At 49.8% G+C, this 22044-nt stretch carries 20 protein-coding genes and 1 tRNA gene; 8 read left to right on the top strand and 13 right to left on the bottom strand.

The features are described from left to right. Positions 1–59 precede the first annotated feature (59 nt). Together pglA and QQL65_RS03870 are read left to right on the top strand one after the other, a co-directional pair. Entirely contained in the window at positions 60–1562 is a 1503-nt protein-coding gene (gene pglA, locus QQL65_RS03875) for a polygalacturonase PglA (protein WP_284362179.1), read from the top strand. After that, a complete protein-coding gene (locus tag QQL65_RS03870) occupies positions 1559–2626 on the top strand; it encodes a glycoside hydrolase family 88/105 protein (protein WP_284362178.1) in 1068 nt (355 codons plus the stop codon). Before pglA ends, QQL65_RS03870 begins: the two co-directional genes overlap by 4 nt. A gap of 136 nt (positions 2627–2762) precedes the next feature. On the opposite strand, the gene QQL65_RS03865 is transcribed toward QQL65_RS03870, so the two are convergent. Then, a tRNA-Arg gene (locus QQL65_RS03865) sits at positions 2763–2839 on the bottom strand. Positions 2840–3004: 165 nt separating this feature from the next. On the opposite strand from QQL65_RS03865, the gene QQL65_RS03860 reads away from it, so the two are divergent. Together QQL65_RS03860 and QQL65_RS03855 are read left to right on the top strand one after the other, a co-directional pair. Beyond that, the gene (locus QQL65_RS03860) at positions 3005–3778 is read left to right on the top strand and encodes a thermonuclease family protein (protein ID WP_284362177.1); all 774 of its coding nucleotides are present in this window, start codon (positions 3005–3007) and stop codon (positions 3776–3778) included. A gap of 1 nt (position 3779) precedes the next feature. Continuing rightward, complete coding sequence (locus QQL65_RS03855; protein WP_284362176.1) at positions 3780–5234, top strand: M48 family metalloprotease; 1455 nt, start codon at positions 3780–3782, stop codon at positions 5232–5234. Positions 5235–5284: 50 nt separating this feature from the next. Here QQL65_RS03855 and QQL65_RS03850 read toward each other — a convergent pair whose 3' ends face one another. From QQL65_RS03850 to QQL65_RS03830, 5 genes are all read right to left on the bottom strand, one after another. Next, positions 5285–5851 (bottom strand): CarD family transcriptional regulator, encoded by a 567-nt coding sequence (locus tag QQL65_RS03850; RefSeq protein ID WP_284362175.1) that lies wholly within the window; start codon positions 5849–5851, stop codon positions 5285–5287. 294 nt (positions 5852–6145) lie between these two features. After that, a complete protein-coding gene (gene fdxA, locus QQL65_RS03845; RefSeq protein WP_284362174.1) occupies positions 6146–6484 on the bottom strand; it encodes a ferredoxin FdxA in 339 nt (112 codons plus the stop codon). 177 nt (positions 6485–6661) lie between these two features. Beyond that, a complete protein-coding gene (locus QQL65_RS03840) occupies positions 6662–7051 on the bottom strand; it encodes an RNA-binding S4 domain-containing protein (protein ID WP_284362173.1) in 390 nt (129 codons plus the stop codon). A gap of 12 nt (positions 7052–7063) precedes the next feature. Next, positions 7064–9856 carry a helicase-related protein gene (locus QQL65_RS03835; RefSeq protein ID WP_284362172.1) on the bottom strand — a complete coding sequence of 931 codons (2793 nt, stop codon included), beginning with the start codon at positions 9854–9856 and terminating at the stop codon, positions 7064–7066. Positions 9857–10316: 460 nt separating this feature from the next. Then, positions 10317–11120: a DUF3108 domain-containing protein gene (locus QQL65_RS03830; RefSeq protein ID WP_284362171.1), complete on the bottom strand. Its 804-nt coding sequence runs from the start codon at positions 11118–11120 to the stop codon at positions 10317–10319. Between the two features lie 242 nt (positions 11121–11362). On the opposite strand from QQL65_RS03830, the gene rpmB reads away from it, so the two are divergent. From rpmB to QQL65_RS03815, 3 genes are all read left to right on the top strand, one after another. Beyond that, positions 11363–11647: a 50S ribosomal protein L28 gene (gene rpmB / locus QQL65_RS03825; protein ID WP_284362170.1), complete on the top strand. Its 285-nt coding sequence runs from the start codon at positions 11363–11365 to the stop codon at positions 11645–11647. A 126-nt stretch (positions 11648–11773) separates the two neighbouring features. Continuing rightward, entirely contained in the window at positions 11774–12421 is a 648-nt protein-coding gene (locus QQL65_RS03820) for a VUT family protein (RefSeq protein WP_284362169.1), read from the top strand. Positions 12422–12631: 210 nt separating this feature from the next. After that, complete coding sequence (locus tag QQL65_RS03815) at positions 12632–13408, top strand: N-acetyltransferase (RefSeq protein ID WP_284362168.1); 777 nt, start codon at positions 12632–12634, stop codon at positions 13406–13408. Between the two features lie 69 nt (positions 13409–13477). On the opposite strand, the gene QQL65_RS03810 is transcribed toward QQL65_RS03815, so the two are convergent. The 6 genes from QQL65_RS03810 to QQL65_RS03785 form a co-directional block, all read right to left on the bottom strand. After that, a complete protein-coding gene (locus QQL65_RS03810) occupies positions 13478–14119 on the bottom strand; it encodes a 2-hydroxychromene-2-carboxylate isomerase (protein WP_284362167.1) in 642 nt (213 codons plus the stop codon). Positions 14120–14213: 94 nt separating this feature from the next. After that, on the bottom strand, positions 14214–15260 hold the full coding sequence (locus tag QQL65_RS03805) for a M42 family metallopeptidase (protein ID WP_284362166.1): 1047 nt from the start codon (positions 15258–15260) through the stop codon (positions 14214–14216). 83 nt (positions 15261–15343) lie between these two features. Beyond that, entirely contained in the window at positions 15344–16333 is a 990-nt protein-coding gene (locus QQL65_RS03800; protein ID WP_284362165.1) for an esterase-like activity of phytase family protein, read from the bottom strand. Between the two features lie 14 nt (positions 16334–16347). Next, entirely contained in the window at positions 16348–18237 is a 1890-nt protein-coding gene (gene cobT, locus QQL65_RS03795; RefSeq protein ID WP_284362164.1) for a cobaltochelatase subunit CobT, read from the bottom strand. Positions 18238–18254: 17 nt separating this feature from the next. Then, the gene (gene cobS, locus QQL65_RS03790) at positions 18255–19232 is read right to left on the bottom strand and encodes a cobaltochelatase subunit CobS (protein WP_284362162.1); all 978 of its coding nucleotides are present in this window, start codon (positions 19230–19232) and stop codon (positions 18255–18257) included. Positions 19233–19390: 158 nt separating this feature from the next. Beyond that, positions 19391–20011: a J domain-containing protein gene (locus tag QQL65_RS03785; protein ID WP_284362161.1), complete on the bottom strand. Its 621-nt coding sequence runs from the start codon at positions 20009–20011 to the stop codon at positions 19391–19393. 71 nt (positions 20012–20082) lie between these two features. Between QQL65_RS03785 and QQL65_RS03780 the strand changes: the two genes are divergently transcribed. Next, on the top strand, positions 20083–20352 hold the full coding sequence (locus tag QQL65_RS03780; RefSeq protein WP_284362160.1) for a BolA family protein: 270 nt from the start codon (positions 20083–20085) through the stop codon (positions 20350–20352). A gap of 4 nt (positions 20353–20356) precedes the next feature. Here QQL65_RS03780 and QQL65_RS03775 read toward each other — a convergent pair whose 3' ends face one another. After that, positions 20357–21949, bottom strand: coding sequence for a putative bifunctional diguanylate cyclase/phosphodiesterase (locus QQL65_RS03775; RefSeq protein ID WP_284362159.1), 1593 nt, complete (start codon positions 21947–21949; stop codon positions 20357–20359). Positions 21950–22044 lie beyond the last annotated feature (95 nt).

Genomic DNA, 22044 nt, shown 5'->3' with positions numbered 1-22044 from the left:
TTTCATAATTCTTGGAGTGTCGGCCCTAGCCGGCACTCTTCAAATGTAAGAGAATTCAAATGATTAAGTTGGAACTCTTGGCGGCAACGGCAAGGACAGCCTCGCTATTGCTTGTTCAAGACAAAGCTAAATACTACTTGCACACCCCCCAAGCTTGGCAATTGTACAAGCAGGGCGAAGAAGTGCGGTCTGGTATGTCCGACAGAACTGGCTTGTTTCTTTCCGAACTTGAGCCAGAAACAACTTACATTTTTGAATGCTCAGACACCTCGTTACAATTTGGCACAAGTGCATGCGGTGGCTTTGTTGAGGCAAGCGATTTTGGCATTAGCGCTACAAAAGAGGATAATTGCGACGCTTTTAGTGCAGCAATCGCCGCTACACCGGCAAACGGCACTCTAAGCATTCCACCAGGAAACTTTCATACGCGTCCCTTATTCCTAAAAAGCGACATGACCGTTCACTTTGAAGAAGGCGCCCAACTAAGTGCTGTGAGCAGCCGCGAAGGCTGGCCTATATTGTCAGCCCATGGGGACGATGACGCTACAATTGGCAGTTGGGAGGGTTTGCCTTCGAACTGTTATGCTGCCGTCATCACCGCGATTAACTGTCATAATCTACATATAGCCGGCAACGGGATTATTGATGGCGGCGGCGATGTTGGTGACTGGTGGGAATGGCCCAAAGGCACCAGAGTTGGCGCGCGGCGAGCGAGAACACTTCATCTTATAGGCTGCACAAATTGCTCACTAACAGGTGTGCAAGTCCAGAACTCGCCTTCTTGGACCGTGCATCCCTATCGGTGCAAATCTGTGCACTTTTCCAACATTACGATTTTGAACCCGGCGGACAGCCCAAACACAGATGGCTTGAACCCCGAAAGCTGCGAGAACACTTCAATCGTTGCGTCGCGCTTTACGGTTGGCGACGATTGCATTGCGGTAAAAGCGGGCAAAAAAGCCGACGATGGCTATGCGCAACATTTGGCCCCAACAATGGGTTTGCACATTTCTCATTGTTTGATGGAAAAAGGCCACGGCGCAGTGGTGCTTGGGTCAGAAATGTCAGGCTCCATCACGAATGTGCGCGTTGAAAAATGTGAATTTGATGGTACCGATCGCGGCATTCGGATCAAAACCCGGCGCGGGCGCGGCGGCAAGGTTGAGAACGTATTTATCCAGGACGTGCTGATGCGGAATGTACCAGCGCCTATTACCGCCAATTCATTTTATTTCTGCGATCATGACGGCAAAAGCGAGTGGGTGCAAGATCGCACCCCGCACGCTGTCGATGGTTCAACGCCACATGTCCAAAACATCGAAATTCGCGACGTAGTTGCCACCGGCGTTGAGCAAGTTGGCATTGCGCTCCTTGGTCTACCAGAAGCACCGATCAAGGGTGTGTTGGTCGACAACTTTCAAATTCAGTTCAACCAAAACTCTACACCTGGTGTTCCGCTGATGGCGTTGCACGTGCCAGAGATGTGCAATGTCGATGCTTATTGTGAGTTCGCGCAATTGCAAGGACAGGTCGTACAACTTGATGGGACCCAGCAACAATGAAACACCTGTTGGATTATTGCGAACGTATCGCCAGCGAACACTTATACTATAAGGGTGGTGCTTGGTGCTATGAAGATGGTTTGATTTATCGCGGCCTTTGCGAGTTGCATAAGGCCACAGGCGATGAAAAATGGTTAAGTCACTTAATCCGGCTGATCGACAAGCAAATTGATCCAAATGGCTATTTGGCCGGGTATAATCCAAACGACTATAACATTGACAATATTCAGCCAGGACGCTCGCTGCTTTATTTGCATAAAACCGTGGGTGAAAACCGTTATTTGCGCGCCGCTGAGCACCTCATGGAACAATTGCGCACACATCCGCGCACAAAATCGGGCGTCTATTGGCACAAGCTGCGATATCCATGGCAGATCTGGCTAGATGGTCTATATATGGGGCATCCGTTCCAAATCGAATTCGGCAAAGTCACTAATGACCAAGAACTGGTTTTGGATGGAATCAATCAGGTCGCAACCGCGCTTGAAGAAACTTTTGTTGAGGAAACTGGCCTTTATGCCCATGCCTTTGACGAAGCGAAAAAACAACGTTGGGCAGATGCCGAAACTGGGCACCCAAAAGCCCATTGGGCGCGCGCTCTTGGTTGGGTTGCCATGTCTTTGGTGGACATCGCTGAATTGACGACAGACGAAGAGTTTGAGCCTCTTCACAGTCAAACGGTCGATCTTCTTGAAAAGATTTCTGGTTTCAGGACATCGAATGGACTTTGGTTGCAGGTAATCGATCAACCGCAGCTAGAAGGAAATTTCGAAGAAAGTTCAGCATCCGCTATGTTCGTTTATGCGCTTAATAAAGCAGAACGCCTAGGGGTTGGGGACGAGAAACCCATATCTGCGCAAGGACTTTTTAACTCTGTATTGTCTTGCGAGCAAAATGGAAGTCAAGCAATGACGGGGATCTGTCATGTTGCTGGTTTGGGGAAGTATCAAGACCGTTATCGAGATGGAACAGCTGAGTATTATGTTTCTGAAAAATGTGTAAATGACGATCCAAAAGGTGTCGGACCGCTTATGAATTTAGTTGCACTCGAACTTTTGCGATAAGCTGCACATCAATAAACAACTGAACCTTATCCTCCAGTAATTGCCCCTCTGCGCTTGCTGCATGCCTGTCAGCAGCTGAGTTTATTGGAATGCACGACCTCTGGTCCGCCTAAATCATTGCGGGTATCAGGTTGTTTGGTGATCCCGGCGCGATTCGAACGCGCGACCCCCAGATTAGGAATCTGGTGCTCTATCCTGCTGAGCTACGGGACCACTCGGAGCGCAACATAGCTTGTGCGCGGGATCGAGAAAAGTCGCAATTGGGGATGATTTTTGCCTTAATTTCATGCAACATCGCACTTAAGTTGCAGTTTGTGGTTTATTGGGGCGCGTTATTTCTTGGTTTCTATTTCATCTAAATTTTTGGCGGCGGTGCTCGTGAGCGTGACAACTTTTTTTGGCGGCGCTGTATATGCTTGCGAAACACTCAAGCCAGGTCCTAAGGGGCGTGTGGTTGAGGTGACCGATGGCGATACGGTGTTGCTAGATAATGGTGACAAAATCCGACTAATCGGAATGCAGGCCCCAAAACTACCATTAGGTCGCGTTGGTTTTGAAAAATGGCCGTTGGCTGATGAGGCGCAAGCGTTTCTTTATGACTTTGCGATGGGCGAAAATGTGCGCATCTATTATGGTGGCGCGCGCAAAGACCGACATGGTCGTGTGCTGGGGCATATGTTCATCGATGATGACAAAAGCAAATGGGCACAGCGTGCGGTGATTGAAGCGGGGTTAGCGCGGGTATATTCGTTTAGCGACAATCGGCATTGTTTGGATGAGTTGATGGTGGCTGAGCGCCAAGCACGTGCGGATCGACTTAATATTTGGCAGCATGAATATTATAAGCTGCGTGACGCGCACAAACCGCAGCAGTTGGAAAAGCGCCAAGGCCATTATGAGTTGGTCGAGGGTCGGATTTTTGGCGTAGGCGATACGGCCCACCGGGTTTATCTTAACTTCGGGCGTGATTGGAAGACCGACTTCACCGCTGTGATTGATCGGCGTGCGGTCAAGCATTTTGACGAAGCCGGAATCGATCTTAATAAACTTGATGATGCATTTGTGCGCATTAGGGGTTGGATTGATATCAATGATGGCCCACGTATTGATGTGACGCACCCAGAACAAATTGAAATATTGGCGTTTAAGTAAGATGAAATGGCATCGGATCATCATTGCTGGTTTGTTGAGCAGCTCAATTTTGGGCTGCACAACCATTTTTGATGGTGGTCCAAATGTTGGTGTAAGCCGGTTGGGCGATGGTGGTACGGCGGTACCTGCGGGAACAGATCCATCTGACCATATCATTGGTCAGCGCGAACACCCTAAGATAGTTGCATCCTACGGTGGCGCATATGATGATCGTTCGACCGAGATTATGCTGGCGCGCCTCGCCAGCAAGCTGTTGGTGGCAGCTGGCGAAGGCTCTAGTCAGTTGACCGTGACTATTCTGGATAGTGAAGAAGTAAACGCTTTTGCGCTTCCAGGCGGCTATATTTACGTTACGCGCGGCATTCTGGCATTGGCGAATGACGAATCTGAACTGGCAGCGGTAATTGCGCATGAGATAGCGCATTTGACCCTACGTCATGCGCGGGAGCGGTCTAATAGAGAGCGCACCAGCAAGATTGTCGACCGTGTGATTGGTGGCATATTGGGGTCGAACCCAGAAACAGATCAATCTGCTGCACGCTCTAAGCTTTCGTTGGCGGCATTCTCCCAATCCCAAGAGTTGTCGGCGGATAAAGAAGGCGTGAAAATTGCGGGGCAGGCGGGATATGATCCACATGCCGCGGCCCGGTTCTTGGGATTAATGGCGCAGTTTGCGGCTTATAAATCAAAATCCCAGTCTGGTGATGATTTCTTGTCGAGCCACCCGTCAACGCCGGACCGCATTGAGCTGGCGGTGAAAGCAGCGCGAGGTTTTGGCGCGCCGGGAATTGGGGCCACAGAACGTGAGCGCTATTTGAAAGCGATTGACGGTATTGCATTTGGGCCAAACCCAAACAATGGCGCAATTGCCGGACAGCGCTATATTCACCCCAATTTGGGTTTTGTTTTTGCGGTTCCGAACTCTTATGAGCTGACCAATGCAAACGCTTCAGTTGTGGCGGTCGCGAAAGATGGCACAGCAGCACGGTTTGACAGTGTGTTTGTGCCTGAAGATGTCTCGCTCGAAGACTATTTGAAATCAGGGTGGGTGGCTGGTCTCAACGATGCGACCATCAAATCAACCAGCCGCAATAATGTGCCGATGGTTACAGCGTCTGCGAAAACAAAAGATTGGGCATTTGAGATCGCCGTTGTGCGATTTGAGGGCCAAGTTTATCGCTTCATATTTGCTGCGAAAGAAGCGGGCAAACGGTTGCGGAGCGATTTTGACTTCACGCTTTCAAGTTTCCGCAAATTGCGCAGCGCGGACTTAAAGCAAATTCAGCGATTTGAATTGGCTGTGGTTGAAGCGCGCTCTGGACAATCCGCGCGTGACTTGGTGGCGCGCATGAGCGGCGTATCGGATGCAACCGCCTTGTTTAATGTGCTAAATGGCTTGTTGCCGGGCGATCAGCTTATCCCAGGGCAGAGCTACAAAATAGTGCGCAAAAAATAGGGCCAGTCAAATGACCAGCCCCATTTTGAATAAAGATGAAAACTTCAGCGTTATGCTGCTGCTTCCTCTGAATCATCAGCATCATCTGATTTGGCACCACGACGTGGGCTTTTCGCCAAATTCTTTTGAATAAGTTTGAGCGCTTCTGTGAGCGAGATTTTGTTCACAACGCTGATTTCGCGTGACATGCGGTCAATTGCAGCTTCAAACAATTGACGCTCTGAGTAAGATTGCTCAGGCTGTTCTTCTGAACGGAACAAATCCCGGACAACTTCAGCAATTGAAATAAGATCGCCGGAGTTGATCTTGGCTTCGTACTCTTGCGCGCGACGGCTCCACATCGTGCGCTTAACACGTGCACGGCCGGTTACTGTTTTGAGTGCCTTGTCGACAACTGTTTCTTCGGCAAGCTTGCGCATGCCAACGCTTTTAACCTTGGCAAGTGGTACGCGTAGGGTGAGTTTGTCCTGTTCGAAATTGATGACAAAAAGTTCAAGCGAAATGCCTGCTACTTCTTGCTCTTCAATACCGGTAATTTGGCCCACGCCATGTGCAGGATACACAACGAATTCGCCTGTTTTGAACCCTTGACGCTGTACTGACTTTTTAGTTGCCATTCGGTAAACTCCTAATTGACGCCCCGGCACTTCAAATGAAAAGTGCCCTTACTGATCTATCCTGATCATTGTCGCAAAAAATGCCGCTCACGTAGCTTGCGAAGGCCTTGTGACTGGTTACCAAATTCTTAATTTGATCGCTTGTGAGCAAAAAAAACGTGCCCTCCGGCACGGTTGGGTAAACGGCAAAACTACGACTGTTACATATGTGTAACATAAAAACGCGCAAGAATCAATTTCTGCGCGTTTCTAACAATTTAATCGTTAATTTGTTGTTCAGAATAGTGAGAAGGATCAATCGCCTTCGCCAGGTGCTTCAGAGAAATACTTCTCAAGCTTGCCTGTTTCGCCATCAAACTTAGCTGCATCTTCGGGTGGTTCACGTTTTTCCGTGATGTTTGGCCACACGTCAGCAAACTTTGTATTGAGTTCAAGCCATGCTTCTTGGCCCGGTTCTGTATCTGGCAGAATCGCTTCCGCTGGGCATTCAGGCTCACATACCCCACAGTCGATACATTCGTCAGGATGGATCACGAGCATGTTCTCACCCTCGTAGAAACAATCTACGGGGCACACTTCCACGCAGTCCATATATTTGCATTTGATACAATTGTCGGTGACGATGTAGGTCATACACTGGGTTCCGTTAGGTGTTCTTTTTCCAAAATATGCAGTTGGGGAAGGTGCAACTGGACTTACCCGGTCCCTTTTAGAAACTGACGGCCTATTGGCTAATGAATTTTTCCCAAAAGCGCAAGGGTGGTTTTGAGCAAGGGTTTTCAATCCTTAGGCGATCCGTGAAATCCCGTTTCAATCTGGCTTAATAAGCCTATCTGTTGCGCGTCTTTCGCGTTTGGTTGGCCGACCTGCGCCTTTTTCACGCACCGCTTGGGGCAATGGGCGGGGACCATCAGATTTGGGTGGCGGTGGTGGGCTAAGGTCTTCGTAAAGTCGTGCAGCTAATGTCGCTGATTGTCGTTTCTCGCCAAGATCTAAGACTTTGAGAATGCGAATGCCGCGCGGCAGACCGATTGTTAAGACATCGCCGATTTTGATTTTGAATGCCGCATTGACACACCGCTCAGTGTTAATGCGCACATGGCCGCCATTGACAAGTTTTTGCGCTAAGGTTCGGGTTTTAGCGCAACGAGCGAACCAAAGCCATTTATCAAGCCTGCGCTTCTGGTCCGGTTCGCTCATATTAGATGCAGCTTATTTTTTCAAAGCGGCAAGCGCTGCGAATGGCGAATCAGGATCGATTGGCTTTGGCTTGTGTGCAGGCTTGTTCGGGCGCTTTTGTTGGTTGTGCTTTTTGTTGCCCTTATTGCCGTCTTTTTTGCCCTTCGCAAATTGGTTGCGATTTTGGTCGCGTTTCTTGCCATGGTGGGCGTTGTTGTTGCGCCGGCCAGCTGGCTGCCAAACCTCGTCAAATTGTGGCTCTTCAGTCTCAGCAACTACTTTTGCCGCAACTTTTTCGCCCGATTCTGCGACCGCTTCAGTTTGAGGCTCATTATTGTTGGCGGCCTCTACGGTTTCAGTTTCGGTCGCCGCTTCTTCTGGCTTTGCTTCAATTGGGGTGCGGGTCACTTTGTATCCAAGAGATTTCAGCACGGTTGAAAACTCTTCGCCGGCACAGCCAAGCAAAGATGTCATTTCAACTGTGACACGGAAACCATTCCCGTCTGCTGCGCCTTCTGGCGGCGTGTCTTGATTGCGCTTTGGATCAAAGGCAATCAAGGGCCGGATCAGATCGGCCAACCGCTCAAGAATATCGACCCGTACAGCACGGTTTCCAGTGACCTTGAAACCAGCAATTTCGTAAAGCTCTTTAGCAATTTCAGGATCGACATCAATTGATGTGCGACCTGAAAGAATGATCTGTGGCAGTTCGCGCACGCCAGGCTGACGTACGCCGCCATTTTTCAATGCCCAGAGAATCAGCGCTATTTCACGCGGTGCTGGTTTAAGTGATAGAGGCAAATAGATATGATAGGCGCCAAATTTGACACCCATTTTGCGCATGATAGCGCGCACATCTTGATCAAGCACCTTAACTTCGTCCGCGATTTCAGCGCGTGGAATAACCCCAAGACTTTCCGAAAGGCGGAATGCAACGCCGCGTGCAGTACCTTCTAGTTCGGCAGGCTCTTTGAGCGCAATCAACTGTTCAAGCTGGGTGTTTATGGCGTGCCGCAACCATAGATCAAGTCGATCTTGCACAGCGCCCAGATCTGGGCCGGTTAGGCTTTCGTCTGCTAGAATAATCAACCGAGGGGCAAGAACCTCATCGCCAGGCGCCAGTTCCGCAATCACTTCACCGCGCCAGCGTATAAGGCCGTCAGCGGTCAAGACAAATTCGTCGTTGGGCGAATCCGAAACCTTCTCTGCGCGTTTTTTTATCTCCGGCGCTATGGCCACACTGGCCGCAGAGCGTAGATTTTTCGTTTCCCCGCCATCTTGCGATGAAAGGGTAAAGCGAAACCCTTCGATGGATCCGATGGTTTGTCCCTCAAGGGATACTTCGCCGCTCTGTGATATTTCTGGTGCCGTCATCTGTTTATCTCTTAAATGGCGCATTAAAACACTTGTGCGGCGATCAATAAATCGCTGCGTAAGACGCTTATGTAATGCGTCAGACAATGTGTTTTCAATCTCATTTGTTTTTTCACGCCAATAGGTAGGGTCTTTAAGCCAGTTTTTTCGGTTCGCTACATACGTCCAAGTGCGGATTTGTTTGATCCGATTGGACAAGGTGTCAATTTCACCTTGGTCATTGTCGCAAAACCTGACCTGTTCGGCAATCCAGTCTTCACTAATTGTTTCGTTTTGCTCAAGATTTAGGAAGATTGTGGCAATTATCTCACCATGTTGGGCTGGTGAGATGTTGCGATAGTCCGGAATCAGGGCACAATCCCATGCCAATTGGGTAATGGCTTTGCCGTTTTTGGGGCCAATATCTGGGTGACGCATCAAAAATTCGAGCGCTTGCTGGTCTTTTGCAACTGGCACATTCGTCAATTTGGGGTGGTCTGCGCGCACGTCAAGGGATTGCTGGAGCAATTGAAAACTTGCGAAATTCAAATTTGAGTTGCGCCATTGCAATATTTTTATCGGTTCAAATTCGTGGGTTTCAAGCTGCTGCGCTAGTTCATCCGAAAATGGCTCAACGCCGCCGGTGACGCCGAATGTGCCGTCTTTTGTGTGCCGTCCCGCGCGTCCAGCGATCTGCGCGAACTCTGCGGGAATGAGCGGTCGCATTTGCTTGCCGTCAAATTTCATATCGGCGGCAAAGGCCACGTGGTTGATATCAAGGTTCAACCCCATGCCTATAGCATCGGTTGCAACGAGAAAGTCGACTTCGCCGTTTTCGTAAAGCTCAACTTGGGCATTGCGGGTGCGCGGGCTTAGGGCGCCCATAACCACAGCTGCGCCGCCGCGTTGACGTCGGATCAGTTCGGCAATTGCATAAACTTCATTGGTCGAAAATGCCACAATCGCGGAACGCCGCGGTTGGCGGGTGATCTTTTTCGAGCCCACATAAGTAAGCTGCGAAAAGCGTGGGCGATGGATAATTTCAGCGTCGGGCAGTAGGGCTGCGATTATTGGGGCCATTGTAGCGGCGCCAAGCAATAAAGTTTCGTGAGTGCCGCGTGCATTGAGTATGCGGTCAGTGAAAACATGTCCGCGATCCAGATGGGTGGCTGTTTGAATTTCATCAATGGCCACACATTCAACGCTGAAGTTGGTGGGCATGGCTTCTACGGTGGCCACCCAATAACGCGCATTCTTTGGAGCGATTCGCTCTTCGCCTGTCACTAGTGCGACCGCACCAACGCCAACGCGTTCGACTAAGCGTTGATAAACCTCGCGGGCCAGCAGCCGCAAAGGCAAACCAATCATGCCGGTGCGATGCGCTAACAACCTTTCGACCGCATAATGGGTTTTGCCGGTATTGGTGGGGCCAAGAATGGCCTTTACGTTGCCCGCGGCGAAATGGGTGTCCATAAACTCTCCGGCGTCCTTTGGTGTTGTGGCTGGTCTGACTGTCTTTTTTTGAGACAGGACGGCGGGTCAAAACAGCAATTGGATTTACTATTGGTACAAAAAGAGAACGAACATAGACCGAATCGCGGTTTCTCGTCCATTCTTGCTTCGTTCCCTACATTATATGGTGGGTCGCGGACTAATGGGGCACAATTTTTCGACATTTTCCCCGTTTGTGGGGTTGAAAGGCGCAAATTGTATTCATCTTGATTGCGATTTGCTTAATTTGTCTCAAATCCTAATGATTGTTTCAATTGTTTGAATGTTTGGGCGCGTCATTTTTTTGACGGCATTAAGGTTTGGTGCCCAAAACCTTGAGCAGAAAAGTGCAATCTTTACGAAAAAGATTTTGACGTGCCGAATTGAGATGCCAATTCGGGGCGTTATGGTTAATGGCAAAGCGCTGGAAAGTGATGTGATTTTAGTTGTTTAGGCGCGTCAGCACCATAGAAAGATCGCCAAAGGCCGTACCTACGAGGATTCGGTAGGGAATCAAATAATCTGAGTTTTCCAGCGGGGCGTACCAAATCAGAAATCGTTGATTGGATTTCATGTAGTTGGTCGTGTCAGAGTTGGAAAAATGACCCGAAATTGGCTTATAGCGCATGGTGCACAACATAACTGGGCCCTGATAGCCGGTGGCCTTAGACGTTGCTGTCTGGTTTTTGGCGAACTTGAGGTGAATGTCATAGCGCTCAACGCCGGTGTAGATTTCTAAGGTGCGGTTGCAAACGGCTGGATCCAGACCATTGGATTTTAAAAAGAATGCGGCAATAGGATCGTTGATGTTGCGACGATGAGCAGCGGCGACGGGTACGCGGTTTTCATTTTGTGTGAGCGCTGGAATCACTTGGGTGCTTGTGACATTGCCTTTGTTCGCTTGAAACCGAACGCGAAACGACTGTTCATTGGCGATGGTTTCCAGCTCAAACTGATCGCTCTGCAAATCTCCTCCCTTTGACGATGTGCCATAGGATGCAAGTGTTGCAGTTCCCGCAGCAACCAAAGACGCAAGGCCAGCCACATCGCCAGAAATATTGACGCTATATTTGTCGCCATTGTCCTTGAAGGCCACGCCAACCGTTGCAATGTTCACCCCTCGTAGAGAAACAATATAATTTGCTTTGGCATTAACGTCTGCGGCGAAGGCTTGCGGCGCGAGCAAAATAGCGCCAAAAACAAACAAGAATACACGGTACAATTTGCGATAAAACGAAGCGGCCACGATAAGTGTCGATCCTTAGTTGGTAGGCGAGAATGCGTTTTTGACGAATCACTGAAATTTTACAGTGCCGTCATGGTTTGACGCTTTCAAGGCAATTCCATTTGATTTTCGCACAGAAGTGCTTGACTAATGGTGGCCCATTATCTATTTAAACGCGACTTTTTCATGTAATTGAGACCTGTCGGGCTCGGCGTTAAGCACGAGACAGACGAAGGTTTTGTGGATCGAACGGGAATTATAACATGGCACGGCGTTGTGAACTTTCTGGCAAAGGTGTGATGTCTGGTAACAATGTGAGCCACGCGCTCAACCGGACTCGTCGCAAGTTTTTGCCAAACTTGTGCAATGTGACTTTGATGTCTGAAACTTTGGGCCGCAATGTGAAACTTAAAGTTTCTGCAGCGGCGTTGCGTACTGTTGAGCACCGCGGTGGCTTGGACGCATATTTGCTTAAAGCAAAAGACACTGAATTGTCAGATCGCGCATTGAGCGTGAAAAAAGAAATCCGTCTGGCGCAAGCCTCTTAATCCGGTTTCTTTGTTAAGAAAAATGAGATGCCGCGAGACGATTGGTCGTTTCGCGGTTTCTTGCATTTGAACTAGTGGCGTCGGTCTATTGCCGGAGTTGCCGCGTAACTTAAGAGGTGCATTATCATGCTCGCTCGTTTTTTTGTGGCCGTTGCGGCCATGGCGATTGTTGTCGCCGCGTCTAACTATTTGGTTGCGATTCCCGTTGTTATTCAACTCGGACCGCTTGACCTACAAGAAATCCTCACTTGGGGTGCTTTCACATATCCATTCGCGTTTCTTGTTACCGATTTGACGAACCGTCATTTCGGGCCAAAATCTGCGCGCATTGTTGTGTTGGTCGGTTTTTCATTGGCGGTCTATCTCTCGCTTCAACTGGCAAACCCACGCATCGCCGTCGCATCAGGCTCGGCGTTCTTGATTGCACAATTGCTAGATATTTCCATATTTGACCGATTGCGCTCAGGTGGGGCTTGGTGGCGCGCGCCGTTGATATCATCAAGCATTGCATCGGCAATCGACACAGCCATTTTCTTTTCATTGGCCTTTGCACCCGCATTTGTGGGTATCGACAATTTCTTCGCGCAGGCCGATAGTTCGCTTGGGTTCGGTGTCCCGCTATTGAGCGTTGGAGCAGAAGTGCCGCTTTATGTGTCGCTCGGGCTCGGTGATCTGATTGTCAAAGGTCTAATGGTGTTTGCGCTTCTCGCGCCCTACAATTTCCTTCGGCAATTTGTTTCAGATCGCCAACTTGCACAAAAGGTTGCGGCCTGATAAGTCAGCGACTAAAGGAATTACCTATGCTTAGCTGAATTGAATGTGAGCGCAATTTAGCTGTGTAGCAGAACGCCCCGTTTTTCGGGGCGTTTTTTATTGGGTCATTTGTCGTTGAATTGCGTTGGTTTGCGGCAAAGACGAGCTTGACATGCCTCAATGACATTTGTGCTCAAGTTTCTAACCTTTCTTAGAAAAGGAGGAACAACAATGAGCTATATTTCTCTTATCCCTGAAATGCTTCAAACTGAGCATATCTGTTGTGCGATTTCCGATAAAAAATGCGCCAATGGATATATTGCGAAAAAGCGCTGGTTGGCTGATCAACACTCAAAGGGCTACCGGTTTACGCGCCTTGACGAGCGCGGCAAGGTTTTCATTGAATATGGACCTGGCGAACATGCGTGGATGCCGGTGATTGCGCCAAACTGGATGGTAATGGGGTGCTTTTGGGTTTCAGGGAAGTTCAAGGGCCACGGGCATGGCAAGGCTTTGTTGCAGTCCGCGCTGGATGATGCCAAAGCGCAAGGATTTGCAGGTCTAACCACAGTTGTGGGTAAGAAGAAGATGCACTTCCAGAGCGATGGCAAATGGCTGTTGCGACAAGGTTTTCAAAAAGTTGATGAGCTTGAAAACGGCTTCGTTCTGTTGGCTTTGTCGGTCAAACCCGATGCGAAAGTTGAGATGCCGCGATTTGCCGAAAGTGCGCGGGCTGGACTTGATGCGAACAGCAAAGGCGTGACCGCATATTACTCAAACCGTTGTCCATTCACAGAGTTTCATATTGAAAACTCCTTGAAAGAGAGTTGCGAGAAAAGGGACCTTCCGCTCAAAACCATCAAGCTTGATAGTCTTGAGGTCGCGCAAAGCGCGCCGACGCCGGCAACCATTTTTAGTCTGTTTTTGGATGGGAAATTCATCACCACAGATGTCAGCGTTTGTATGGATTCTCGGTTTGATAAGATTGTCGATAAAGCAATGAAGTAGAGTTTTGCTTCATCCGCAGGACAAATTTGATGAGTTCACTTGTAGGCAACCAGCTGACATAGCTTTGGTTCAAGCGTCTACTGGCGGATTTTTCCAGTTCGGTGCGCCAAAGGGTTTTTTGATTGCACGTTCAACCAATTCCAAGTGGTCTTGGCCATAAAACGGGTCGCCATTTACGATATATGTTGGCGAACCGAAAACATTCTGGTCTCGCGCCCATTTGATATTTTTATTGAGCTGGTCCTGCACGGAAGGTGAAGCCGCTTTTTCCAACAAGTTTTCAGCATCGTGCCCAAGTTGCTTTGCTACCGCTGTCAGGGCAGTTTGATCAGACAAGTCAACATCATTAACCCAATGGGCTTCTAAAAGCGCGTGGGCCATCGCATCAACGGATGCGCCATTGTCGCCAAGCGCTATGATCATACCAGACGCAAGCCTGTAATCGGCGTCATGGTGGGTTGGGCGGTAGTTGATTATCGGCACATCTCGATATTCTGCCCAACGTTCGATTTCTCGACCAAAAAAATAGTCCACGTGCGCTTGCGTACGTTGGCGAAAAGGCTCGCTGCGCTGCGCCTCCACAACTGGCGATAGCAAAATTGGGCGGTGCATAATCGTCGCGCCATTTGACTCGGCAATTTGGCTAAAGGTTTTCGAACCAATATAGGCGTAGGCGGAATGCGCGGAGTAAACATACTCAATTATGGTCATTTTGGTGTCCCGGAAAACAATTAAGCCGTGGTCAAAAATGAAGCCCGCTGCAGAGTGCAGCGGGCTTCATTTATTCTATACTTGCGTCACCAATTTAATGGGCTGCAAGGTATGCAGCCAAAATATCGCGGGCTGCTTTTAGATCTGTTTTGTCGATCATTTCGGTGACCGTGTGCACGTAGCGACAGCCAACCACAATGCCAACCGCTTTTGCCCCGGCTGCTGCTTGCTGTGCGGCGGCACCGTCTTGACCGCCGCGGGCCAAAATGGTGCGCTGATACGGAATGTCATTCTTTTTCGCTAGCGCTTCTACTTCACGTACCAAGTCGATATCGGCTATAAACGAGCTGTCTTTGACGTGTAGGCCAAAACCTTTGCCTTGAGTGGTGACAGATTGGTGCTCAGGCACGCCTGGGGTGTCACAGGCAAGGGTTACGTCGATGCCTAGGCCGATGTCTGGCTGGATCGCGTGTGCCGCTGTGCGGGCGCCGCGCAGGCCAACTTCTTCTTGAGTGGTGAAGGCGACATGGATTTCGCAGTCGTGAGTCGACTTGTCCTCAACCAATTTGCGAATAGATTCAATGCCGAGCCAGCATGCCACACGGTTATCAAGCGCCTTTGAAACCACCTTATCTTCGAGATCAAGCAGTGGCTCGTCCATCACCACATAGTCGCCAACTTGCACGACGTCTTTGGTTTTTTCACCCATACCGAGATCGATCACAAATTCAGAAACCGTTGGGATCTTTTTACCTTCTTCAGGTGTTTGGATGTGAATGGGTTTGCCGCCTGGGTTCATCACCGCTTTGTAGTCACCATTTTCAGTAACCACGAGCACTCGGCGTGAGAATAGGTTGCGTGTGTCAAAGCCGCCCACATTGTCCACATAGACATGGCCCTTTTCGTTGACATGCGACACAAGGAAACCGATCTCGTCCATGTGGCACAACAACATCACCTTTTTCGGCGTACCGTCTACTTTGCTTGTTGGGTTGCGCTTGCACAAAAGTGAACCCATTGGATCTGTGACTACCTCATCGAATAGGCCGTCAATTTCTTTTTCAATGAGTGCGCGGATGCGGTCTTCGCGGCCTGGCACGCCTGGAGTTTCGCACAAGCGTTTGAGTAGATCGATATTCATGAATAATCCCTTTTGTGGAGTTGTCCGTTATGGCCGGACTTTGATTTGAGGTGAGGTCATATTAGACAGGGTTTTTAGTGAAATCAAAATTTTTTTACTAGCTCGAATTGCAGCAACAAAGTGCGCTCCCAGCCCCGGAAATTGTCGTCGGATAGGATGGTAATTATGGTTTCGTTGTTGGTCCCAATATGGGTTGCTAGGCCCTCCATATTGTCGACATCGCCCCCGTTCGCCTCAAGCAGTTTTTCGCCAAACAGCACATTGTTCTTCTGGACGTCTGATGCTCTGACCATGCGCAGTTGCATCGAAAAACCAAAGATGCCCACATCACGGTAAAGAATTAAAAGATCACCGTTTTGGGTGAAGGCGCAGGCTGTCGGACGGAAGCCGTTTTCTGCCTTAACGCTTAAATCGCCACCATCGCGCTTGCCCGACAGCCAAGCGCGGTGATTACGTTTGTCGTCACGCACATCTTCGAGGATCATCAAGGTGGACCCGGCCACAGGAGAAGCTGGAGGCGCGATACAAAGCGATTCGAGCGAGCCATTGTTGCGCTGGCGCGTTATCCAATTTGGAATGGTGTATTCTATTGCCGCACCACCGGGCTTGCCATCAATAAGATTGAAATCGGCGACGCGTGTGAGATGTTCAAATCCGACGCGTACGGCAAACGCTTTGCCGTTGCGATATATCGTATCAAGAGACTCTGGATCGCGAGAGAAGATGGTTGGCAGGTTGACGCCTTTGGAGTTTTGCACCCGCTCAATTGTTGCGTTTTCGATAGCAATTGGCGCTGCATTTTCACCATATTGAAGGCGTCCTGACACAAATCGACCGGTGTCGGTCACCATGGTCACGTCACCCTGTGTTGAGGTGAAGGTTATGTCTGACAGGCCGCCAAATTGTTCGTTGTCGCTGGTTAGGTGCAAACCGCCGCGCCAAATCAATCCATTGCCCACCGGTTTACCGATCGCTTGACTTTTAAACCATTTGATTTGGTTGGCATTGATGGTCAGCTTTTCAGCCCACGCAATGCTGGGCGCAAAAAATGCGCCCGCCAGAATTGTTGCCAAAAAAAGAAAGCGAGCTATTTGCGGCCTCGGCGACGGGTTTCTTGCGGCAATTCTTCGTCAAACAATGCTGCAAGATTGTCGGTGAGCGCGCCCGCTAGCTCCTCGGCGTCCAAAAGGGTAACCGCACGTCGGTAATAGCGGGTCACATCGTGACCAATACCGATAGCGACCAGTTGAACAGGCGAGCGGGTTTCAATGTCCTCAATCACGTAGCGTAGGTGCTTTTCCAAATAATTGCCGGGGTTAACAGACTGCGTGCTGTCATCGACAGGCGCGCCATCTGAAATCACCATCAATATGCGGCGATTTTCGGGCCGACCCAAAATTCGCTTATGCGCCCATTGCAGTGCTTCACCGTCAATATTTTCTTTAAGCAGGCCTTCGCGCATCATCAATCCAAGATTTGACTTGGCATGTCGCCAAGGCTCGTCAGCGGATTTATAGATGATGTGGCGGATATCATTGATCCGACCCGGATTTGCAGGGCGCCCACCTTGCATCCACGCTTCGCGAGATTTGCCGCCTTTCCAGGCGCGGGTTGTAAAGCCCAAAATCTCAACTTTCACACCACAACGCTCAAGCGTTCGGGCGAGAATGTCACCGCAGATCGCCGCGATGGTGATCGGGCGACCGCGCATGGACCCGGAATTGTCGATCAACAAAGTGACAACCGTGTCGCGGAAGTCTGTGTCTTTTTCGATCTTAAACGAAAGTGGTTGCAGCGGATCGGTGACCACGCGCGTGATCCGTGCGGTATCGAGTAGACCTTCTTCTAGGTCAAATTCCCAAGAGCGGTTTTGTTGCGCCATTAGGCGGCGTTGAAGCTTATTCGCCAAGCGCGCAACGGCACCGGAAAGCCCATCAAGTTGCTTGTCCAAAAGGGCGCGCAATTGTTCAAGTTCCTCAGGCGGGCAAAGTTCGGCTGCACCAACTGTTTCGTCAAACTTGGTGGTGAAGATCTTATATTCCGGCATGTTCCGGAAGTGATCAGGAATGTCAGCGTCAGGTTGGGCATTGGGGCTGTCTTCGCCATGTTCGAGCGGGGCGTCCTGCTCTTCCATGTCCTGCATGTCAGCGTCTTCGCCCTCTACCTCACCTTCTTGCTCGGTGTCGCCGGGTGCTTGTTCGGCGTCAATTTGCTCTTCATCTTGCTCGGATGAGCCATCTTGCTTGTCGGCATTTTCGTCTGGTGCGTTTTGCGGATCAGCATCTTCACCCGCATCATCTTCGTCGCCATCCAGATCGGTTGGATCTGCGTCGACCATCAATTCCATATTGCGCAAGGCAGAGCGGCAGATTTTGGAAAACTCTGTTTGGTCGTCCACAAGGTTTGCCAACTCGTCCAGTTGGTCGCCTGCCTTTTGTTCAATCGTTTTGCGCCACAAGTCCACCAGTTTCTCACCGGAAGATGGAATGCCGATACCCAAAAGTTTTTCGCGCAGCACCAAGCCCATCGCTTCGGCAAGCGGCGCGTCCGCAATGTCAGAGATGGAGGCATAGTTTGCGCGGAACAATTTGTCCTCGAGCATGGCTGCCAAATTGCCCTTCATGCCGGGCAAACGTTCGGTCCCCAACGCTTCAACGCGGACCTGTTCTAGCGCGTCGAACACTGCGCGCGCTTCGGGGTCTTGTGGCGAAAACTTCTTGTGCAGTTTTTGGTCGTGCGCAGCAAGACGCATCGCCATCGCATCGCCCTGCCCACGGGCAATAGCGATGTCTTCTGGCTTTGGCATGCGCGGCAAGTTGGCCAGCCGCGCTTTGTCTTTGGTCAACAAAGGACGATCAGAGGTGAATGCCACCTCCAATTCTTTGTCTTCGGCAATGGCGCGCATGGTTACGCCAACCGCGTTTTTCAACGTGGCAGACGGATCAGGCTTGTTGGCGCGTTTTGAAATGCCAGACATAATTTGCCTTTATTCTGTTAGGCGCTCAAAGCGATGTTCGCGGCAGATTCTGGCAAGTCAGTGCCAAAGACGCGCTGATAGAATTCAGCGACAACCGCGCGTTCCAACTCGTCACATTTGTTGAGGAAGGTCAGGCGGAACGCCATACCCACATCACCAAAGATCTGTGCGTTTTCCGCCCATGTGATCACTGTTCGTGGGCTCATCACGGTTGAAAGATCGCCGTTGATGAAGGCCGAACGCGTAAGGTCTGCAAGGCGCACCATGTTGGAAATGGTTTGGCGACCTTCTTCAGTGTCAAAGCTTTTGGCTTTGGCCAAAACAATGCCAACTTCTTTTTCGTGCGGCAAATAGTTCAATGTGGTCACGATTGACCAACGGTCCATCTGACCTTGGTTGATCTGCTGAGTGCCGTGATAAAGACCTGATGTATCGCCCAAACCAATCGTGTTGGTTGTTGAGAATAAACGGAAGGCTGGGTGCGGCTCGATCACTTTGTTCTGGTCAAGCAAAGTAAGGCGGCCAGATACCTCCAACACGCGTTGGATTACGAACATAACGTCTGGGCGACCTGCATCATATTCGTCGAATACGATGGCGACATTGTTCTTCAACGCCCATGGCAAAATGCCGTCGCGGAACTCGGTGATTTGCTTGCCGTCTTTAATGACGATGGCATCTTTACCCACCAAATCGATCCGGCTGACATGGCTATCCAAGTTCACCCGCACAAGCGGCCAGTTCAGGCGTGCGGCGACTTGTTCAATGTGGGTCGATTTACCCGTGCCGTGATAGCCCTGAACCATGACACGTCGATTGTGCTCGAAGCCTGCTAGAATGGCCAATGTGGTGGCTTTGTCGAACAGATAGTCAGGATCAACAGGCGGCACATGCTCAGTGCGCTCTTTATATCCTTTGACCACCAAATCTGAATCAATGCCGAAAAGGTCACGAACTGAATATTCGGTATCGGGCAGGGGTGCTGTCACGGTCATTATGGCTAACCTTTTAGATAAAACGTATTCGTCAATTGGGGTTTTGGCACAGTTTGCGCGCAAAAGGTAGGGCGGGATGTGGTTGTGATGGAAAATTTATAGCAACAAAGTTTGGGCTCGACTAGTGCCGAGCCCGCATCATTTTGGCGCATGCAAAATCAAACAAATCCTTTGGATTTAAGATGATTGTAGGCTGTCACAATATTGCGCAATCGCTCTTCAGAGCTTTTGTCGCCACCATTGATGTCTGGGTGGTGCTTTTTCACCAAATCTTTATAGGCCTTTTTGATCTCATCAGGGCCCGATGTTGGTGCCACATCAAGCATTTCCAGCGCCTTCTTGTCGGCTTCTAGGATCTTGCGATCCGAAGAGCGGTTTGGACCTGCTGATTTGCCCTGCATGCGTTCATAACGACGGAAGACATTTGATGGGTCGTGATTCTTTTTCTTGCGACCCGCCGTGCTTGGCATTTCGGTCGCATCTTTTCCAACCTTGTTGACACCCATATCCCAAGTGGGGCGTCCACCGGTGCGATCAGTTACAACTTTTTGAATTTCCTCATCATTCATTTCTGAGAAGAAATTGTAGTTCTTGTTGTACTCGCGCACATGGGTCACACAAAACTGGTAATAGCCTGGCAGATCTGGACCTTTGGGCGCTTTGTGCGCACCAGGTTGGTCGCAGCCCTTCCAAGCACAGCGCGGCAAATCATCTTCTGGTTTGGCCGCTGAGCTAGCGCGACGCTTTACTTTTATTTTGTCGAAGAGCTTTGAATTCAATGTAGGGGCTCTTAAAGTTAGAGAAAAGGACACCTCTTTTACATCAAAAACCGGCGAGAGCAAAACCCCTTATGTCGATGAAACAGACAATCATTGAGAAATTAACGAAAGAATTTCAGCCAACTCATCTAAACGTGATTGATGAGAGTGAGTTGCATCGCGGTCACGCAGGATATCGCGAAGGCGGGAACTCACATTTTCGGGTACAAATTGCCGCCCGTTCATTGGACGGGAAACTGCGTGTCGCGCAACATCGAGCGATTATGGAGTGTCTGGCTGAAGAGTTGAAAGAAACCATCCACGCATTTGCGATTGAGGTCAGCCCAAGCAGCACCGAGTAATTGATTAAACGCTGTCTTTCTTGCGAACAGGTAACTGAATAACGTTGTCGGGTGTGGATTGTTGGGGAAGGATTTTCTGCATCCGGCGCGCATCAGCTGCACTAACTGGTTTTGAGAACAAGTAGCCTTGGAACTGATGTACGCGCTCACCCTGGCACAAAAACTCTGCTTTTGAGATGTCGTCAACGCCTTCTGCAACCAATGTGATATCCATTTGTTTGGCGATTAAGGAAACACCATTCAGAATATTGCGCGAGATTTCGACGGTTTCCGCATCGTCGATAATGGACTTGTCGATTTTGATTTTGTCGATCTCGATCTGGCGCAAGTAATGCAATCCGCAATAGCCGGCACCAAAGTCGTCGAGTGCAATTTGCACGCCAAGGGCGCGCACACGTTCTAGCGTTGTGCGGATGTGTTCAACATCGTTGATGAGAACGGATTCTGTGATTTCCAGCTCCAAGCGATAGGGCGGTAACCCGCTGTCGTTCAGCGCTTCTTGCACAGTTGTCAAAAAGTCAGAGCGGATAAGTTGTACGGGCGATACGTTGACTGAAACAAATAGATCTGGGTGCCAGTTTGCGCATTCAAAGCAAGCTTGTTGCAACATATAGGCGCCGATATCCAAAATCAAACCGGTGCTCTCAGCCACGGGAATGAACTGTTCGGGGTTTAACACCTCACCGTCGGGCAATTCGATGCGGCAAAGGGCTTCAAATCCAGCAATTTGTAAGGGGTTTTGCGCGTGCACAATAGAGTGATAGCGCGGCTTGAGTGTGCCATGTGCAATCGTGTCCCGTAAAATGCCTTCAATACGACGACGATTGGATGCCTCAGATGCGAAACGTGGTTCGAAAACACAAGAGGAGTGGCCGGTTTCTTTTGCCTTGTAGAGGGCAAGGTCGGCCGCTTTTAACAACTGGTCCTGACCCTCGCCATGCAAAGGCGAAAGTGCGGTGCCGATTGAGGTTGTGACATTTACTTCATGGTCAGACAAATTGTAGCGTTTGGCTAGGTGCACACGCAGCTCGCGCCCAAACTGCGTTGCCGCCATTTCATTGGATGTGTGGTATTGGATAACCACGAATTCGTCGCCGCCGAACCGGGCGACAAATCCCGCATCGCCTACCCATTCTTGAATGCGTTGACCGGTTGCTGCAATGAGCTCGTTTCCAACATCGTGACCAAGAGAATCGTTCACCTGCTTAAAGCGATCAATATCGAGGAAGTGGACGGCGAATGGTTGATGCCGGTCGCCTTGCGCCAATAGCTGCGCTAGTTCGCTAGACAGCGCCAACATGTTAGGCAAACCAGTAAGGTGATCTGTTGTCGCTTGCTCTGCAATTATTGCATTTGCCTTTTGCAAATTCGCGGAGGTTCGATATGTGGGATAAAGAAATATTGGCGCAACAAACGACGCGACTACCAAGGTTACGCCAAGCTGATACCAAACCCCAGCATAATGCACGCCAACTGTTTTAAAGGCGAGCACAGCAAGAAAAGATGCCAATACCGTTGCGCCTGCTGTTTGAAACAAAGTTAGGCATATGGGGCTGATCGAAGGATCACCCCTAAAAAACGCTGCCAATTTGCTCAAACAATTTCTCATCATCATGCCCAAAGAATAGGCGTCAGATATTAGGATATGTTCGGCAATTTAGATTGCATTTTACGCATCGCGAAAAACATTGA

The organism is Maritalea porphyrae, from assembly GCF_030159895.1.
GTDB classification, from domain to species: Bacteria; Pseudomonadota; Alphaproteobacteria; order Rhizobiales; family Devosiaceae; genus Maritalea; species Maritalea porphyrae.
Note: the sequence above shows the minus strand (reverse complement) of the source record. Positions and strands in the feature narration are given on the sequence as shown.